Below are 17,481 nucleotides of genomic sequence, written 5' to 3' on the forward strand. Positions count from 1 at the left end.
TACCGATCGCCGGGACTCCCGGACGGATCGGTCACCCGACGAGCCACTGTGTCCCGAGCACGACCGCCAGCGCCAGCCGCTCGGCATCGGCGCTCCCCGGCTCCGCGGTGTACGCGAGCACCGTCAGGTCATCGGTCGCGATCCGCAGGGTGTCGCAGTCGAGGGCGATCCGGCCCACCGCCGGGTGCTCCACGACCTTCCGTCGGCCGGAGCTCCGCGGCGGTGCGGTGTCGCCGGTCTCCCACAGCTCGACGAACCGCTCGCTCGCGGCACGGAGGTCCCGCACGAGCTGCCGCAGCCCGCGGTCGAGCGGGTACCGGGCGACCGCGAGCCGGAGCTCGGCGACGACCGAGGCCTCGAACGCCCGCTGCTCGGCATCCGAGTGCACCGCCCGGCTGCCCGGACCGACGAGGTGGCGCCACGCGGTGTTCCGCTCGTGCCCACGGAGCGCACCGACCGGGCCCATCAGCGCGTCGTACGGCCCGTTCGCGGTGAGGATGGTGCCGGCGGCGTCGAGCACCGCGACCGGGGTGTCCGACAGTCGGTCGAGCAGCCGCTGCACGCTCGGCGGGATGCGCGAGGGCACGACGTCGGCGCCCGGGGCGGCGTGCCCAGCGAGCCGGAACAGCAGCTCGCGCTCCGCGTCCGCGACCCGGAGCGAGCGGGCCAGCGCCTCGACCACCTGGGCGGACGGCGAGGTCGCCCGCCCCTGCTCGAGCCGGGTGAGGTAGTCGGCCGAGATCCCGGCGAGGGCGGCGAGCTCCTCGCGACGGAGGCCGGCCGCGCGCCGACGGCTCCCCGCGACGACGCCGACGGTGTCCGGCGCGACGTGGTCGCGCAGCCGACGGAGGGTGCGGCCGAACTCGGTGTGTTCCACGGCTCCAGTCTGCGACCCGTCGCGCCCGCTGTCCTGGGTCCAGCAGTCCTCCGACAGCGGGACGGCTCCCCGAGGGCGCTCGCCGGAGCGACGCTGGGGCCATGACAACGACATTCGTCACCGGGGCCACACGCGGCCTCGGCAAGGAGACCGCCCGCCAGCTCGCCGCGGCCGGCCACACCGTGTGGATCGGCGCCCGCGACCTCGACACCGGCCACGCGGTGGCCCACGAGATCAGCACGGGACCGAACGCGGTCCGTGCCGTGCAGCTCGACGTCACGGACGACGCCTCGGTCGCCGCGGCGTTCGCGACCATCGGCGCTGCCGGCGGGCTCGACGTGCTGGTGAACAACGCCGGCATCGGCAAGCTCGGGCTGGACGGACCGGAGGCACTCGAGGTGTTCGACACGAACGCCGTGAGCGTCGTCCGCACGACCGAGGCCGCGCTGCCGCTGCTGCGGTCCTCCGCAGCCCCGATCGTCGTGAACATCTCGAGCGCGCTCGGTTCGTTCGCGGCCAACCACGACCCGGAGAAGCCGGCGTCGCAGTACCAGGCGATCGTCTACGGCGCGAGCAAGGCGGCGGTGTCGATGCTCACCGTGCAGTACGCCCGTGCCGTGCCGGAGGTCCACTTCGTCGCGGTCGAGCCCGGGTACACCGCGACCGAGTTCGGGGGTGTTCCGAACCCGCACGGCCGTCCGGTCGAGGTCAGTGCGGCGACGGTCGCCGCGGCGGCCGCCGCGGGCCCCGACGGTCCGACGGGTGTCTTCCTGGAGGACGGTGCGCCGCTCGGATGGTGACCATCCGACGAACGGGAGGCGCAGGGCGGGCCCGCACCGCGCCTCCCGGCCCGCAGGTCCCTACGATGAGGACGTGGCTGACGCGACCGAACCGACCGTCCTGCTGACCGCCTTCGAACCGTTCGGCGGCGACGCCGTGAACCCCTCGTGGGAAGCCGCACAGCGGCTCGCAGCCACGTGGGACGGCCCGGCGACGCTCGTCGTCGAGCAGCTGCCGGTGGTCTTCGCCGAGGAACGGTCGCGGCTCGCGGCGGCGATCGCGAAGCACCGTCCCGCCGTCGTCATCGCGACCGGGCTCGCTGCCGGACGGGCCGCGGTGACACCGGAGCGCGTCGCGATCAACGTCATGGACGCCCGGATCCCGGACAACGCGGGCGCGCAGCCGGTGGACGAGCCGATCGACCCGTTCGGTGCCCCGGCAGCGTTCAGCGGACTGCCGATCAAGCGGATCGTCCGGGACGTCCGGGCGGCCGGGGTCCCCGCTGCGGTGTCCAACACGGCGGGGACGTTCACCTGCAACCAGGTGTTCTACGAGCTCATGTCGTTCGCCGATCGCGAGGGCTTCCGCGCCGGCTTCGTGCACGTCCCGGCCACCCCGGACATCGCCGCGGACGGACCCTCGCTCGACCTCGACCGGATCGTCACCGCGCTCGACGCCGTGGTCCGCGCCTCGCTCGACCCGGCGCCGGACATCGTCGCCGAGGGCGGCGCGGAGTCCTGACCCGCGCCGCCCTCGTCGTCGGTCAGATGAACTGGCGGAAGTTCGTCGACGCGAGGTCGAGCAGTTCGTCGCCGCGGCCGGACAGCACGGTGCGGATCGCGTAGAGCGTGAAGCCCTTCGCCTGCTCGAGGGTCACCGCCGGCGGCATCGAGAGCTCCTGACGGTCGGCCTTGACCGACACGAGCGCGGGGCCCTCGTGTGCGAGGGCAGCGGCGAGCGCGTCCTCGAGCTGGTCGGACTCGTCGACGCGGAAGCCCGCGATGCCGATCGCCTCGGCGACCTTCGCGAAGTCGGGGTTCTGCAGCTCGGTGCCGTAGGTGACGAACCCGGCCGCCTTCATCTCGAGCTCGACGAAGTTCAGGGACGAGTTGTCGAACACGACGATCTTCACGGGCAGCTTGTTCTGCACGATCGTGATGAGCTCGCCGAGCAGCATCGCGAGGCCGCCGTCACCGGCCATGGCGATGACCTGCCGGTCGGGGAACGCCGCCTGCGCACCGATCGCCTGCGGCACCGCGTTCGCCATCGTGCCGTGCACGAACGACCCGATCAGCCGCCGGTCGCCGTTCATGGTGAGGTACCGCGACGCCCACACGACGGGGGAGCCGACGTCGGGGATGAACACGGCGTCCTGGTCGGCGAGCCGGTCGAGCGCACGTGCGACGTACTGCGGGTGCAGCGGCTTGTGCTTGCCGGCCGGCACGGCCAGGTCGTCGAGCTTCGCGCGGGTCTTCGCGTAGTGCTTGCGCGCGTCCTCGAGGTGCTTCGTGGGGTGCGACCCGGTGAGCAGCGGGATGAGGGCGAGCGCCGTGTCCTTGACGGTGCCGACCAGGCCGATGTCGACCGGGTGCCGCTTGCCGAGCTGTTCGCCGCGGATGTCGACCTGCACGTGCTTCGCCTTCGCGGGGAAGAACTGCTGGTAGGGGAAGTCGGTGCCGAGCATGAGCACCACGTCGGCGTCCTCCATCGCGCGGTACCCGGAGGCGAAGCCGAGGAGCCCGGTCATGCCGACGTCGTACGGGTTGTCCCACTCGATGTGCTCCTTGCCGCGCAGGGCGTGCACGATCGGGGCCTGCAGGCGTTCGGCGAGGGCGATGACCTCGTCGTGGGCGCCCGCGACGCCGGCGCCGGCGAGGATGGTGACCTTGTCGGCGCCGTTGAGCAGCTGCGCGGTGCGCTCCAGCTCGGCCTGTGCGGGGATGATCCGCGGCTCGGCGCGCTCGATGGTCGTGACGCGGGGCGCGACGGCCTCGGCGAGGAGCACGTCGCCCGGGATGACGAGCACGGCGACACCGCGCTTCTCGACCGCGGCGCGCATCGCGATCTCGAGCAGGCGCGGCATCTGGGACGGGTCGGCGACGTACTCGACGTAGACCGAGCACTCGCGGAAGAGCTCCTGCGGGTGGGTCTCCTGGAAGTAGCCGGAACCGATCTCCGCCGTCGGGATGTGCGCCGCGATCGCGAGGACCGGCACGCGGGAGCGGTTCGCGTCGTACAGGCCGTTGATGAGGTGCAGGTTGCCGGGACCGCAGCTGCCCGCACACACGGCGAGGTTCCCGGTCAGCTCGGCCTCGGCGGAGGCGGCGAACGCGGCCGCCTCCTCGTGGCGGACGTGCTCCCACCGGATCGTGCCGTCCTTGCGCAGCGCGTCGGTGAAGCCGTTGAGGGAGTCCCCGGGGAGACCGTAGACCCGTTCGACGTCGTTCTGACGGAGGGTGGCGACGATGTTCTCGGCAACGGTTGTCATGCCTTCGTGTCTAGTCCTGGCGGCTGATCCCCGCCGTTCACTGAGCGACCTCTGATCGTCCGACACCGAACTCGGGGCCGCCCGGACGCCGCACCTGCGACGATGGGCGGATGTCCGACCACGATCTCCGCCCCCGCCGACGAGCGTCCGACGAGTACGGGATCCTCGACCGGAGCCGCTACCCGCTCGCGTCGGTGGCGATCGCCGTCGTCGCCGTCGTCCTCATCACGATCGTCGGGTTCACCCTCGGCACGGTCGACCTCGGGCTCTCGAAGGCGCTCAACGGGCTGCACACCGGCGCCCTCGGGGCGTTCACGACGGCGGTCTACCACGTCATCAGTCCCGCCCCGGCGATCGGGATCACGGTCGTGGTCGTCGCGGTGATCTGGTGGCGGACCCGCGACCTCCGCCCGGCGCTGGCGTTCGGGGGCACGATCGCGATCACGTGGGTGCCGTCCGCCGTCGTCAAGGAGATCGTGCACCGGGCCCGTCCGGACGTCGCCGTGCTGCCGCACCCGTTCCCGGTACAGCCGGACCCCGGCTACCCGAGCGGGCACACGGTCTACATCACCGCGTTCGTCATCGCGCTCATCTGGCTGCTCCGCGACACCCGGTGGCACCGCCTCGCGCTGGGGCTCGGGGTCGTGGCGATCGTCGTCGTGTTCTTCGCGGTGTCGATCGACGCCGTGCACTACCCGACGGACGCCGCCGCGTCGATCCTGTGGGCGCTCGCCGTCGCGCCGGGCGTGCGGGTGGTGTGGGTCGACTGGCTCATGCCGAAGATCCCGTTCCTGCGGCCCCGGGGTCCTGCGGCGCAGCGCGAGGTCACGCGCTGACGCCGCGCCGACCGCGCGCGGCCAGGAGCGCCACCACGGCGACCACCGCGGCCGCGAGCATCACGACCGCGAGCGGCGCCGCCGTGCCCTCGCCGCCGATGCTCACGAGCGGCGACACGAGCGCCGCGAGCCCGAACTGCAGGGCACCCAGCACCGCCGAGGCGCTCCCGGCAGCCTGCGGCACCGCCCCGAGCGCGAGCGCGGTCGCGTTGCCGAGCACGAGGCCGAGCGACCCCACGGCGGTGAACAGCGGGACGGCGAGCCAGAACACCGGTGCCGACGTGACGACGAGCAGCGCGAACGCGACGGTCGAGGCCAGCACGAGGACGATGCCGAGCGCGAGCACCCCGGTGACCGAGCGCGTCGCCGTGAGCTTCGCCGAGAGGATGCTCACGCCCATCAGTGCGAGGGCGTTGCAGCCGAACGCGAGACCGTAGCCCACCGTGCCGAGCCCGAGCATGTCCTGGTACAGGAACGGCGACGCCGAGATGTACGCCATCATCACGGCGAACGCGAAGCCGAACACCGCGGTGTACCCGACGAACGTCCGGGAGCGGAGTGCCCGCAGCGGCGAGCCCGTCGCGCCGGACGCCCGTCGCTCGGCACGCAGGGCATCGCGGCGCGAACGCAGGTGCGTCTCGCGGACCACGGCGAGCACCGCCACGAGCATGAGGACCGACAGGCCGAGCACGATGGTGAGGAGCCCGCGCCAGCCGATCGGCCCCGTCAGGAGCCCTCCGAGCAGCGGCGCGACCACCGGGGCGACCCCGCCGACGATCATCATGAGCGAGAACGCCCGCGCCGCCGGCTTGCCCGTCGCGAGGTCGGAGATCACCGCGCGACCGATCACCATGCCGGCCGCGCCGCCGAGGCCCTGCAGCAGCCGGGCGACGACGAGCACACCGACGTTCGGCGCGAGCACGGCCGCGGCGCTCGCGAGCACGCACAGTGCGGCGCCGGCGAGGAGCGGCGGCACCCGGCCGAACCGGTCGGACAGCGGTCCGAAGACGAGCTGTCCCGCGGTCACGCCGACGAGGAACGCGGTGAGTGTGAGCTGCACGGTCGTCGCCGAAGCCTGCAGTTCGGTGGTCATCTGCGGGAAGGCCGGCAGGTAGAGGTCGGTCGCGAAGGGCGCGACGGCGCTCAACAGGCCGAGCACGAGCAGCAGGCCGGTGGTGATGCCCTGCTGTCGGGTCGTGGGTGTCGCGGCGTGCGCGCGGATGGAGCCGGTGTCCGTGGTCATGATTATGAAAGCATAACTGATGCGCGACGTCGGTAGGGTGACGGCATGGGATCCGCGCCGTCCGACGACCTCCTCGCCGAGCTCGCCGACGTCGTGCTCCGGATCTCGCGCGAGATCGACCCGCACGGTGCGAGGTCGCTCGACATCGTGCCGCTCACCGGCACCGAGGCCCTCGTGATGCGCTGGGTCGACCGCAATCCCGGGTCGACGCCGAGCACGGTGGCCGAGGCGACGGCCCTCAAGCGCAGCAACCTCAGCGTCGCGGTCGGGTCGCTCGTGGCGAAGGGGATGGTCGAGCGTCGGCCCGACCCGGACGACGCCCGGACCGTGCAGCTGTACTCGACCGAGCTCGCCGCGGGCAGCATCGAACGGCTGCACGCGCACTGGGCCGGCATGCTCCGGCAGGCGCTCGGGGGCGACGACGAGGGTGTGGCGGCGACGTTCGCCACGCTCACGCGCATCGACGACCACCTGCGCGACGCGACGCGCTGACCGCGACGCGACCGGTCGACGGCCTGGAGGCGCGGGTCGGGCCCGCACCGTCCCTCCTCGCCGTCAGACGGTCCGGTCCGGCACCTCGTCCGCGATCGGCAGCAACCGCCGGGCTCCGTGCCCCTCGGCACCGAGCTCGTCGCCCGGGTTCATCACGAGGCAGGCGTTCAGCGACACGCAGCCGCAGCCGATGCACTGCGTCATCTCCTCCTGCAGGCGCTCCAGTTCGAGCTGCCGGGCGCGGAGTCGTGCCCGCCACCGTTCGTTCAGGCGGTTCCAGTCCCGCAGTGAGGGCATGCGGTCGGACGGCAGTGTCTCGAACTGCTCCGCGACCTCGCTGAGCGGGATCCCGAGCCGCTTGGCGACCTGGATGATCGCGATGCGCCGCTCGACGTGTCGTGGGTAGAGGCGGGTGCCGCCGGCGGTGCGCTCGGGGTGGATGAGGCCCTTGCGCTCGTAGAAGTGCAGGGCCGACGCCGCGACCCCGGTCCGGGCGACGACCTCGCCGATCGTGAGGAGGTCGGTCGGGCTCGGACGCGGGATCTCCACCATGGTCGAGATCCTACGACGCGGGGCTCGTCGAGGTCGCGTGACATAACAGTTGACATGCAAACTGATGTCCAATATGTTGTGTACCACGAGCCGCGAGGGGCGGCTCCCGACCCGGAGGTCCGACCATGACCACGATCCTGCAGCCCCGCACCGCCCGCACCACGACCGCCCGTCCGGTCGCTCCCGCACGAGCCGCCGGCACCGCCGACGCGACCGGGGTCACCGGTCTCACCCGCCACCCGCTCGCCCTCGACGGCGTGCTCGGCCGGCTCGAGCGCGCGGCCGCCCGGCTCCCGCACGCACTGGCGCTGCCGGTCATGGTCGCGCACGCCGCGGTCAGCACGGTCGCGTACCGCTGATCGCCTCCCGCTGACGGGGTCCTCGCGTCAGTGGGCGAGGACGCGCCCGCGGAGCCGCTCCCGGCTGAGCCCCGGCAGCTCCACCCCCGTGTCGCGTTCCAGCACGTGCGTCCCCGGCGGCACGACCCGGTCGATCGCGTCGAGCACCTCGTCGTCGAGCACCACCTCGGCCGCCTGCGCGTACGCGTCCACGTGCGAGAGCGTCCGCGGACCGATCACCACGCTCGACACGTCGGGGTGGGTCAACGCGAACCCCACCGCGAGCTCGAGCAGGGTGAGCCCGGACTCGTCCGCGAGGTGCCCCAGGCGGTCGGCGACGTCGAGCTTCCGTCGGTTCGCCGGGGCGCCGATGTCGTACGCGTGCGGCTGCTCGACCACCCGCGGCGACCGGGGCTGTACGGTGCCGTTCCGGTACGCGCCCGCGAGCCAGCCACCCGCGAGGGGCGCCGCCGCGAGCACACCGAGCCCGAACCGTCGGGCGACCGGGAAGGTCGTCCGCTCCGCCGTCCGGGTGAGGATCGAGTACGGGGCGTGCGTCGCGCTGGCGCTCTTCCCGCCCGACCGGAGCCACTGCGCCTCGACGAGCTCCTCGGCCGGGAAGCCCGGGATCCCGAAGGCGCGGATCTTGCCTTGCGTGACGAGGTCGGCGAGCGCGTCGAGGGTCTCGTCGAGCGAGGTCGCCGGGTCCGGGTGCGCCGGCTGGTAGAGGTCGATGACGTCGGTACCGAGCCGTTCGAGACTCCGTTCGACCGCGCGGAACATCCACCGCCGTCCGTTGCCGTGGTGCGACGGGTCCCGGTCGACCGGGTCCCCGAACCGCACCGCCAGGAACACGTCGTCGCGGCGGTCGCCGAGTGCGGCACCGAGGACGGTCTCGGCGAGGCCCGCCCCCTCGGCGTCGGACACGTCCACCGCGGTGACCCCGCGCCCGAGCGCCTCGTGGACGAGTCGGACGGCGTCGTCCACGTCCCGCTCGGCGACCGTCGACACGGCACGGCTCCCCAGGGTCAGCGCGCTGACGGGAGCCCCCGTCCGCCCCATGCGTCGCTGTTCCATGGCGGCCACGATAGGAGGACGCCCGTTGCACCGGGCCCTGGGTGACGAACCGTTACCGCTGGTACCCTGGGGCCGCTCCACCAACACGCAGTGTGTATCTACCGGCCGTCGGCACCCCGACGGACAACGGCGGCACCCGATGGGTCCGCCCCAGGAGATCCCCGGCCGGGCCGAGAAGGCACACCTCCATGCTCCACACCAGTTCCACCGCGCCCGCGCCCGCGACCACCGACGACCGCTCGCTCGTCGCCCACGCCGGACGCTGGTACTTCCCCGTCGCGTTCGTCGCCCGGCTCCCCTTCGCGATGATGGTCGTCGGCGTGCTGACGCTCGTCGTCTCCGCGCGCGACTCCGTGGCGCTCGGCGGCGTCAACTCCGCGTCGGTCGGCATCGGCGCCGCGGTCTTCGGCCCGCTGGTCGGTGCCGCCGCCGACCGCTTCGGCCAGCGGAACGTGCTCGTCCCCGTCGGCCTGGTGAACGCCGTGCTGCTCGGGGTGTTCCCGTTCGTGGTGGACGGCACCGCGCCGGACGTCGCCGTGCTCGCACTCGCGTTCTGCATCGGGGCCTCGGCGCCCCAGGTCGCCCCGATGTCCCGGACCCGACTCGTCGCGATCATCGGGCAGCGGATGGCCCCGGCACGTCGCGGCAAGGTCCTCAGCGGCACGATGGCGTACGAGTCCGCGGCCGACGAGACCGTGTTCATCATCGGCCCGTTCCTCGTCGGGATCCTGGCGAGTGCGATCGCCCCGTGGGTGGCCGTCGCCGGTGCCTCCGCGCTGACGTTCGTCTTCGTCACGGCGTTCGCGCTGCACCCGACCGGCAAGCTCGTCGTCGGCCGGCACGAAGAGCTCGAGCAGGCACCGGCCCGTCAGCTCCTGCGGCCCCGGCTCGTCGTGGTGGTCCTCGGGATCCTCGGCGTCGGCCTGTTCTTCGGCTCGACGCTCACCGCGCTGACCGCCTTCATGGAGACCCACGGCGAGCCCTCGCAGGCGGGGCTGCTCTACGGCCTGATGGGCATCGGCTCCGCGGGGCTCGCCCTCGGCTCGGCGGCGTTCCCGCGCCGGTTCGCCCTCGGGTGGCGGTGGCTCGTGTTCGGCGTCGTGCTGCTCGGCGGTGCGGTCTGGTTCTCGCAGGCCGGTTCCGTCGTCGCCGTGGGGGTCGTGCTCGCGGTGATGGGGATCGGGATCGGACCGACCCTGGTCGCGCAGTACAGTCTCGGTTCCGACCGCTCACCCGTCGGGCGCTCGGCGACCACCATGACGATCCTCGGTTCCGCCGTGATCGTGGGGCAGTCCATCGCGTCGGCGATCACGGGCGACGTCGCCCAGCAGCACGGGGCCGACGCCGCGATGCTGCTGCCGGCCGCGTCCGCGGCGGTCGTCGTGCTCGCCGCGGTGGCGAACCTCGTGCTGTCGCGTCGCGCACACGCGTGACCGCCTGACGGCCTGGAGGGACGGCGCGGGCCCGCACCGCGCCTCCAGGCCCGTGGTCCGCGCGTCAGCGCGCGTGCGGACTCAGCTCACGTCGCGCAGCGTGTGGTCCACGCTCGAGAAGCCGTCGGCGATCCGGAGCGTGTAGTCGCCGCCGACGTCGCTGGCGTCGAACACCCAGCTCCACGCTCCCTCGTCGTCGGCCACGACGCGGTCGAGGAGGAAGTCCCCGACCGTCGAGATCTCGAGGGTCCGGCCGGGTTCGGCGTGCCCGGAGACGAGCACGTGCTCGTCACCGGGGCGGTAGGTGTCCGCGCTCGTGACGGTGATCTGCGAGACGGGGACGGGCACGCTGACGTCGCGGAGGGTGTGCTCGACGGTGTTCCACCCGTCGCGGATCCGCAGGGCGATGTCGCCGCTGTACTCGGACGTGTCGAACTCCCAGCGCCAGTCGCCCTGGTCGTCGGCCTCGGTCTCGCCGAGCCGCCAGCCGTACGCCGACTCGATGACGATCCGCCTGCCCGGTTCCGCGGTGCCGGCGACGACCGTGTCGGGTCCCGGGTCGTACGTGTCACCACTGGTGACGACGAGGCCGGCCGTGGGCGGGCTGACGTCACGCAGGGTGTGGTCGACCGAGGTGCGGCCGTCGCTGATCCGGAGCGTGTAGTCGCCGCCGATGTCGCTCGCGTCGAACGTCCACTGCCAGTCGCCGCGGTCGTCGGCGGTGGTCTCGCCGAGCAGGAAGTCGCCGGTCGACGAGAAGGTGATGTCGCTGCCGGCCTCTGCGGTGCCCGCGATCAGCACGTCGCCGCCGGGCAGGTACTCGCCGGGGCTGGTCACGACGAGCTGCGCTGCGGCGGGCTGGACCGCCGCGGCGGGTGCTGCGGTCGACGCGGCGAACGCGGCGGGTGCGACGAGCGCGCCGGCTCCGACGCTGATGGCGGAGGCGACGCAGGTCGCCAGGATGACGGACGGGATCCGCATGGTGGTCTCCGATCTCTGTGAGGTGGAGACTCAAATGTCACATGCGCAATCTGAACGGCTCACACTCGTCAGGCGTACCGACGACGGGCGAGCGCGGTGGTCACGACTCCGTGTCGTCGACCAGCAGGTCCTCGTGGCGGTAGTCGTCCGCCCGCAGCCCGGCTCGGGCGATCATGTGCGTCGACACCGGCACGAGGAACAGCTGGAACACCATGATCGGCAGGACGACCCACAGCGCCGTCCACGTCCACACGGCGACCACGATCGCGGCGAGGGCGAACGCCAGCCCGAGCACCTGCGGCTTCGCCATCGCGTGCAGCCGGACGAGCGGGTCGGGGAACCGGACGATCCCGACGCCGGCGCCGAGCGACAGCACCGCCCCGACGAGCAGCAGCCCGACGGCGATCCACGCGCGGACCCCGGCGCCGTCGATGAACCCCTGGATGATGTCGATCACTGGGGACGCTCCTGGTCGTCGGCGTGCTCGGGCGTGGTCACGGTCAGCCCCTCGTCGGACGGATCGGAGGACGGGGTGACCGCACGGGCGACGGCGATCGTGGCGAAGACGCTCGTCGCGGCGATCACCACGAGGACGGGCACGGCCGTCAGGTCCCGCCGGATCACCATCGCGGCACCGATCACCACGAGCGCGGTCGTCAGCACCATGTCCGAGCCGATCATCCGGTCGAGGATGGTCGGGCCCCGCACGATGCGGAGGACGGCGAGCACGAGGGTGGCCCCGAGCAGCGCGAGCACCAGGGCGATCGCGCTGCCCATGACGACGACTGCGACGCTCATCGCGTGACCTCCGGCAGGGGTTCGGACAGTTCGGAGAGGTCCTGCTTCGACCCGAGGGCCCGGATGACGAGCGTCTCGATGCCGAGCGCCTCACGGCGGGCCGCGTCGACCTGCTCGACCCGCTCGGTGTCGAGGACGTGCAGGAGCAGCCGGCGGCGTCGCAGGTCGACGTCGGCGACGTACGACCCCGGCACGAGGGAGATCGCGAGCGTCGCCAGGGTGAACGTCATCTCGGAGGTGGTGTGGAGCTGGACGAGCGTGATCGAACTCCGCCGGACCCCGCGTGGGCGGAGTGCGACCCAGGCGACCCGGAACGAGGCGAGTACGACCAGTCCCGACCACACCACCAGGAACCACGCGGCGTGCGGGATCGAGAACCGGGCGGACAGCGGCACCGGCGGCAGCGGGAGCAACTGCGTCACGAGCAGCGCGACGACGATCCCGCAGAGCAGGGTCAGCGGCGTCCACGAACCCCAGAGCAGCGCCCAGAGCACGGTCAGCCCGGCGACGAGCGGGACGTCGTAGCGCCACGCGACGGCGATGCGCCGCGCGTTCGTGATCCGCCGGGTGCTGTCCGCGGTCATCGCGTCCCCCCGAGCACGGCCTGCACGTAGCGGTCCGGGGACTCGAGCGACTCCGCCGCTCGGGTCGCGTAGCCGTACAGCGGGCCGGCCACGACGGTCAGGGCGACCGACCCGAGGACGGCCACGGTCGTCACGCCGACGAGCATGCGCGGCAGCTTCACGCGCGTGGGGGCTTCGCCGACGCCGTCCTGCGTGGCCGTCGGTGCGGTCTCCGGACTGGAGGCGCGACTCGCGTGGGGTGCGTCGGTGACCGTCACCGAGCCTCCTGGGTGGAACGCCTTGCCCGTGTCCTCGGACACGGTCAGCGGCGCCGGTTCCGGCGACCGCAGGTGGGCGTGCGGCTCTGCGGTGCTCGCGTGCGGGGCAGCTGCCTCGGCCGCGGGCTTCGGACGCCAGAACGCGGCGTCCCAGACGCGCATGAGCGCGTACAGGGTCAGGAGGCTCGTCACGACACCGGCGGCGATCGTCGCGTAGGCGAGGGGCGAGCCGTCGATCGCCGCGGCACGGAAGAGGCCGAGCTTGCCGATGAAGCCGGAGAACGGCGGGATGCCACCGAGGTTGAACGCCGGCACGAGGTAGAGCGCGGCGAGCAGCGGGGCGGCCTTGAGCAGCCCGCCGAGCGATCGGGTCGAGGTCGTGCCGCCGACGCGTTCCATCAGCCCGGAGACCAGGAAGAGCGTCGTCTGCACGACGATGTGGTGGACCGTGTAGAACACCGCGGCGGCCGTCCCGGCGACCGAACCGAGGCCGACACCCATGACCATGAACCCGATGTGGCTGATGAGCGTGAAGGACAGCAGTCGTTTCACGTCGGTCTGCGACACCGCGCCGAGCACGCCCACCACCATCGTCAGGATCGCCACGATGAGGAGCACGGTGTTGAGCTGCGGTCTCGGGAAGATGATCGTCTCGAGCCGGATGATCGCGTAGATGCCGACCTTCGTGAGCAGGCCCGCGAACACCGCCGTCACCGGTGCCGGCGCGGTCGGGTAGGAGTCCGGCAGCCAGAATGCCAGCGGGAACACGGCGGCCTTGATGCCGAACCCGATGAGCAGCATCGTGTGGAGGAGCAGCTGCACGTGCTCGGGCAGGGCAGCCATCCGCTCGCTGATCTGGGCGATGTTGACCGTGCCGGTGGCGCCGTACACGAGGCCGATCGCCGCGAGGAAGATCGCCGACGCGATGAGGCTCGTGACGATGTACGTGGTGCCCGCCCGAACGCGCTGCTCGCTGCCACCGAGGGTGATGAGCACATAGCTCGCCACCAGCAGCATCTCGAACGCGACGTACAGGTTGAAGAGGTCCCCGGCGATGAAGGAGTCGAGCACGCCGGCGGCGAGCACGAGGTACGTCGGGTAGAAGATCGTGACCGGCGCCTCGCCGTCGTCGGCCGCGAGCCCCTGGCCGATCGAGAAGAGCAGGACGACGAGGAGCACGCTCGCGCTCACGGTGAGGAGCAGCGCGCTCAGCCGGTCGACCACGAGCGAGATGCCGTACGGCGCGTCCCACCCGCCGACCTGCACCACGATCGTGCCGTGCTGGTCGACGAGCACCATGAGGGTCGCGGCGACGGCCAGGGCGACGACGAGCACCACGACGGTGATCGCGCGCTGCAGCTTCTGGTGGTTGAGGAGTCCGAGCGCGACCGCGGCGCCGAGCAGCGGGACGAGGACGAGGAGCGGGACGAGCCAGGTCATCGGGTCGCCTCCTGTTCTGCGTCGGTGGTGGTCTCGGGGTCTTCGTCCGCGGGTTCGTCGCGTTCCCGACCGATCGCGACGTCGGCCTCGTCGACCTCGACCTCGTCGGCGCGGGAGAGCTTCCACGAGCGGTGGATGAGGGCCAACAGGAACGCGCTCACGGCGAAGGTGATGACGATCGCGGTGAGGGCGAACGCCTGGGGGAGCGGGTCCGTGATGCCCTCGGAGGTCTTGCCGATCGGCGGGTTGCCGGCAGCACCGGACATCACGAGGAGCAGCAGGTTGAGGGCGTTGCCGAGCAGGAGGAAGCCGAGCAGCATCCGGGTCAGCGAGCGTTCGAGGAGCAGGTAGACCCCGCAGGAGAACAGCACCGCCATCGCGATGACGAGCACGAGGGTGACGGTCACGTGGCGCTCCCTTCCGGGGTGGGGGCTTCGGTCATGTCCTGCACGGGCGTCGAGGCGTCCTCGAGCCGCTGCCGGTCGACCTCGGCGCCGAGGCTGCGGAGGACGTCGAGCACGAGGCCGACGACCACGAGGTACACGCCGATGTCGAAGAACGTGGCGGTGACGAACTCGACGTGGCCGAGCACCGGGGCGGTGGCCTCGAAGAACTCGGAGTACAGGGCTTCCCTGCCGAAGAACATCGGCACGAGGGCGGTGATCGCGGCCGTGGCGACGCCGAGCCCGAGCAGGCGTCCGGCCCGGACCGGGGCTGCGGCGCCGAGCTCGGCCGGGCCACCCGCGAGGTACCGGGCCGCGAGGGCGATGCCCGCGACGAGACCACCGGCGAACCCGCCGCCCGCCGCGTTGTGCCCGGCGAAGAGCAGGTAGACCGACAGGACGATCAGGCCGTGGAACAGCAGGCGGACGACGACGTCGAGCAGCGCCGAACGGCCGGTCGGGATCGCGGCGCTCGTCGGCAGCCAGGCGCGGGGCTCGCCGTCCGTGCGCTCGTCGCGGTCGGCGGTCAGCCGGGCCGGCAGGTCGCGGAGGCGGGGGAGCGTGTCCTCGCGGGAGTTCACGAAGATCAGGCTCGCGACGCCCGTCGCGGCGGCGACCACGACGGTCAGCTCGCCGAGGGTGTCCCAGCCTCGGAGGTCGACGAGGGCCACGTTCACGACGTTCAGGCCGTGCCCGAACGAGCTCGTCAACGCCGGCAGGTCCGGCCAGAGCGGCTCGGCCGTCCGTGCCGACGCGGCGACGACGACCACGATCGCGAGGGTCAGCCCGGCGAGGCCCGCGAAGAGCGCCCGCACGACGCGGAAGCGGGACGGGTTCGCGGTGGCGATCCGCGGGGGGAGCCGGCGCAGCACGAGCACGAACGCGATGAGCGTCACCGTCTCGACCACGAGCTGGGTCAGGGCGAGGTCGACCGCTCCGTGCAGCACGAACAGGACGGACATGCCGTACCCGGTCACGCCGACCAGCACCGCCGCGGCGAACCGGGTCTTGGCGGTGAGGACGGCGATCGCGGCGATCGACATGACGAGGACGACGGGGATCTGTCCCCACGAGTCGGCGAACCGGACGTGGAACGCCCACGGCCCGCCGATGACCAGGTTGACGAGCGCCCCGGCGACGAACACCGACAGGATGACGGTCAGGTAGTAGGGGAGCGAACCGCGCTGGACCCCGGCGGTGAGGCCCGTCGCCACCCGGTCGAGCCCGCGCATGAGGTGCCGGTAGATGCTCGACGCGCTGGGGGAACCCGCGAGGCGGTGCTGGAGCGCCTCGACCGGGCGGCGCAGGGCGAACAGCGCGAGACCGCCGACGAGCGTCACCGCGGAGAGGCCGAGCGCCGGCTCGAGACCGTGCCAGAGCGCGAGGTGCGGGACCTCGCCGGGGAGGGCGGCGGCGTGCGCGGCCGGCTCGATGCCGTGCGCCACGAGGGGCGTCGCGAGGCCGAGCGCGAGACCCGTGAGCGCGAGGACCGACGGGACGACGCCGAGGCCGTGCAGGCCGTGCGGTTCGGTGTCGGGCACGCCGGGCTTCCGGGCGAAGGCGCCCCACAGGAACCGCAGCGAGTAGGCCACGGTGAGCACCGAGCCGATCGTCACGCCGACGAGCGCGAACCACGCCCACCCGGCGTCGGGGCCGTGCAGCGAGTCGATGAAGCCGGTGAGCACGGCCTCCTTCGCGACGAAGCCGATCGTCGGCGGGATGCCCGCCATCGACAGCAGTGCGAGGACGGCCACGACCGTCAGCCAGGGCATCCGGCGTCCGAGACCGCTCAGGCGCGCGAGGTCGCGGGTGCCCGTGACGTGGTCGATCGCACCGACGACGAGGAACAGGGTCGACTTGAACGCCGCGTGGGCCACCAGCAGCGCCACCCCGCCGAGGGCGACCTCGGGCGCACCCCACCCGGCCGCGAGCACGAGGAACCCGAGCTGGGCGACCGTGCCGTAGGCGAGCAGGAGCTTGATGTCGGTCTGCCGGAGCGCACGGTACCCACCGATGAGCATGCCGAGCACCCCGAGCACGGTGATGGTCTCGCGCCACCCGCCGAGGAGCGCGAACGCGGGGGCGAGCCGGGCGACGAGGTAGATGCCGGCCTTGACCATCGCCGCGGCGTGCAGGTACGCGCTGACCGGGGTCGGGGCGGCCATCGCGGCGGGGAGCCAGAAGTGGAACGGCACGATGGCGGACTTCGTCAGCGCGCCGAGCAGGACGAGCACGACGGACACCGAGACGATCGTCCCCGACGGCGGATCCTGGACGATCCCGGAGAGCGACGTCGTCCCGGCGGTCACCGACAGCACCACGAGACCGGCGAGCATCGCCAGACCACCGGCGGTGGTGACCACGAGCGCCTGCATCGCCGCCGCGCGACTGGCACGCTTCACCGAGTCGTGGCCGATCAGCAGGTAGGAGAAGACCGTCGTCGCTTCCCAGAGGACGAACAGCACGATGACGTCGTCGGCGACCACGAGCCCGTACATCGACCCGGCGAAGGCGGTGAGGACCCCGGCGAACCGACCGAGTCCGGGTTCGTCCGGCCCGAAGTACGTGGCGCAGTACACGAGCACGAGGGCGCCGACCACGCTCACCACGAGGGCGAGGACCCACGAGAGGGCGTCCATCCGCAGGGCGATCGCGAGGTCGAGCTGCGGCACCCACTGGAACCGCTCCGTGACCGCGCCGTGCAACGCCGGACCGGTCTGCGCGACGGTCAGGACCGCGGCTGCTGCCGGTGCGAGGGCCGCCACGTAGAACACGCGGCGGCCGAGGACGGGGGTCAGGGCGGGGACGATCAGGGCGACGATCGCGAACGCGACGAGGACGATGACCATCGGGCACCTCCTC

General features: G+C 72.5%; 18 protein-coding genes. 6 read left to right on the forward strand and 12 right to left on the reverse strand.

What is annotated here, in order from left to right; all coding sequences use genetic code 11:
* Positions 1-31 precede the first annotated feature (31 nt).
* Positions 32-877, reverse strand: coding sequence for a helix-turn-helix transcriptional regulator (locus tag BM028_RS16760; protein WP_092388060.1), 846 nt, complete (start codon positions 875-877; stop codon positions 32-34).
* Between the two features lie 101 nt (positions 878-978).
* Between BM028_RS16760 and BM028_RS16765 the strand changes: the two genes are divergently transcribed.
* Together BM028_RS16765 and pcp are read left to right on the forward strand one after the other, a co-directional pair.
* Entirely contained in the window at positions 979-1,677 is a 699-nt protein-coding gene (locus BM028_RS16765) for an SDR family NAD(P)-dependent oxidoreductase (RefSeq protein ID WP_071303293.1), read from the forward strand.
* A gap of 73 nt (positions 1,678-1,750) precedes the next feature.
* A complete protein-coding gene (gene pcp / locus BM028_RS16770; RefSeq protein WP_092388063.1) occupies positions 1,751-2,398 on the forward strand; it encodes a pyroglutamyl-peptidase I in 648 nt (215 codons plus the stop codon).
* A gap of 22 nt (positions 2,399-2,420) precedes the next feature.
* Here pcp and poxB read toward each other — a convergent pair whose 3' ends face one another.
* Entirely contained in the window at positions 2,421-4,145 is a 1,725-nt protein-coding gene (poxB, locus tag BM028_RS16775; protein WP_092388066.1) for a ubiquinone-dependent pyruvate dehydrogenase, read from the reverse strand.
* A gap of 110 nt (positions 4,146-4,255) precedes the next feature.
* On the opposite strand from poxB, the gene BM028_RS16780 reads away from it, so the two are divergent.
* Positions 4,256-4,981 carry a phosphatase PAP2 family protein gene (locus BM028_RS16780; RefSeq protein WP_071296441.1) on the forward strand — a complete coding sequence of 242 codons (726 nt, stop codon included), beginning with the start codon at positions 4,256-4,258 and terminating at the stop codon, positions 4,979-4,981.
* On the opposite strand, the gene BM028_RS16785 is transcribed toward BM028_RS16780, so the two are convergent.
* Complete coding sequence (locus BM028_RS16785) at positions 4,971-6,224, reverse strand: multidrug effflux MFS transporter (RefSeq protein WP_070417267.1); 1,254 nt, start codon at positions 6,222-6,224, stop codon at positions 4,971-4,973. The two genes, BM028_RS16780 and BM028_RS16785, sit on opposite strands and share 11 nt — an antisense overlap.
* 45 nt (positions 6,225-6,269) lie before the next feature.
* Here BM028_RS16785 and BM028_RS16790 point away from each other — a divergent pair, with 45 nt between their 5' ends.
* Positions 6,270-6,716 carry a MarR family winged helix-turn-helix transcriptional regulator gene (locus BM028_RS16790; RefSeq protein ID WP_092388069.1) on the forward strand — a complete coding sequence of 149 codons (447 nt, stop codon included), beginning with the start codon at positions 6,270-6,272 and terminating at the stop codon, positions 6,714-6,716.
* Positions 6,717-6,779: 63 nt separating this feature from the next.
* Here BM028_RS16790 and soxR read toward each other — a convergent pair whose 3' ends face one another.
* Positions 6,780-7,268 (reverse strand): redox-sensitive transcriptional activator SoxR, encoded by a 489-nt coding sequence (soxR, locus tag BM028_RS16795; RefSeq protein WP_070417265.1) that lies wholly within the window; start codon positions 7,266-7,268, stop codon positions 6,780-6,782.
* 125 nt (positions 7,269-7,393) lie between these two features.
* Here soxR and BM028_RS16800 point away from each other — a divergent pair, with 125 nt between their 5' ends.
* The gene (locus tag BM028_RS16800) at positions 7,394-7,627 is read left to right on the forward strand and encodes a hypothetical protein (RefSeq protein WP_092388072.1); all 234 of its coding nucleotides are present in this window, start codon (positions 7,394-7,396) and stop codon (positions 7,625-7,627) included.
* 27 nt (positions 7,628-7,654) lie between these two features.
* On the opposite strand, the gene BM028_RS16805 is transcribed toward BM028_RS16800, so the two are convergent.
* A complete protein-coding gene (locus tag BM028_RS16805; protein ID WP_092388075.1) occupies positions 7,655-8,683 on the reverse strand; it encodes an aldo/keto reductase in 1,029 nt (342 codons plus the stop codon).
* A 188-nt stretch (positions 8,684-8,871) separates the two neighbouring features.
* Here BM028_RS16805 and BM028_RS16810 point away from each other — a divergent pair, with 188 nt between their 5' ends.
* A complete protein-coding gene (locus tag BM028_RS16810; protein ID WP_092388078.1) occupies positions 8,872-10,116 on the forward strand; it encodes an MFS transporter in 1,245 nt (414 codons plus the stop codon).
* Positions 10,117-10,197: 81 nt separating this feature from the next.
* On the opposite strand, the gene BM028_RS16815 is transcribed toward BM028_RS16810, so the two are convergent.
* The 7 genes from BM028_RS16815 to BM028_RS16845 form a co-directional block, all read right to left on the reverse strand.
* Positions 10,198-11,097 carry a hypothetical protein gene (locus BM028_RS16815; protein ID WP_092388081.1) on the reverse strand — a complete coding sequence of 300 codons (900 nt, stop codon included), beginning with the start codon at positions 11,095-11,097 and terminating at the stop codon, positions 10,198-10,200.
* 100 nt (positions 11,098-11,197) lie between these two features.
* Positions 11,198-11,554, reverse strand: coding sequence for a monovalent cation/H(+) antiporter subunit G (mnhG, locus tag BM028_RS16820; protein WP_070417261.1), 357 nt, complete (start codon positions 11,552-11,554; stop codon positions 11,198-11,200).
* Complete coding sequence (locus BM028_RS16825) at positions 11,551-11,895, reverse strand: MrpF/PhaF family protein (protein ID WP_254803980.1); 345 nt, start codon at positions 11,893-11,895, stop codon at positions 11,551-11,553. Before BM028_RS16825 ends, mnhG begins: the two co-directional genes overlap by 4 nt.
* Positions 11,892-12,479: a Na+/H+ antiporter subunit E gene (locus BM028_RS16830; protein WP_070417259.1), complete on the reverse strand. Its 588-nt coding sequence runs from the start codon at positions 12,477-12,479 to the stop codon at positions 11,892-11,894. Before BM028_RS16830 ends, BM028_RS16825 begins: the two co-directional genes overlap by 4 nt.
* Positions 12,476-14,176, reverse strand: coding sequence for a Na+/H+ antiporter subunit D (locus BM028_RS16835; protein WP_070417258.1), 1,701 nt, complete (start codon positions 14,174-14,176; stop codon positions 12,476-12,478). The genes BM028_RS16830 and BM028_RS16835 overlap by 4 nt, the downstream gene beginning before the upstream one ends.
* On the reverse strand, positions 14,173-14,583 hold the full coding sequence (locus tag BM028_RS16840) for a Na(+)/H(+) antiporter subunit C (protein WP_071303302.1): 411 nt from the start codon (positions 14,581-14,583) through the stop codon (positions 14,173-14,175). The genes BM028_RS16835 and BM028_RS16840 overlap by 4 nt, the downstream gene beginning before the upstream one ends.
* The gene (locus tag BM028_RS16845) at positions 14,580-17,468 is read right to left on the reverse strand and encodes a Na+/H+ antiporter subunit A (protein WP_092388084.1); all 2,889 of its coding nucleotides are present in this window, start codon (positions 17,466-17,468) and stop codon (positions 14,580-14,582) included. The genes BM028_RS16840 and BM028_RS16845 overlap by 4 nt, the downstream gene beginning before the upstream one ends.
* Positions 17,469-17,481: the final 13 nt, after the last annotated feature.

Source organism: Curtobacterium sp. YR515 (assembly GCF_900113095.1).
GTDB lineage: Bacteria > Actinomycetota > Actinomycetes > Actinomycetales > Microbacteriaceae > Curtobacterium.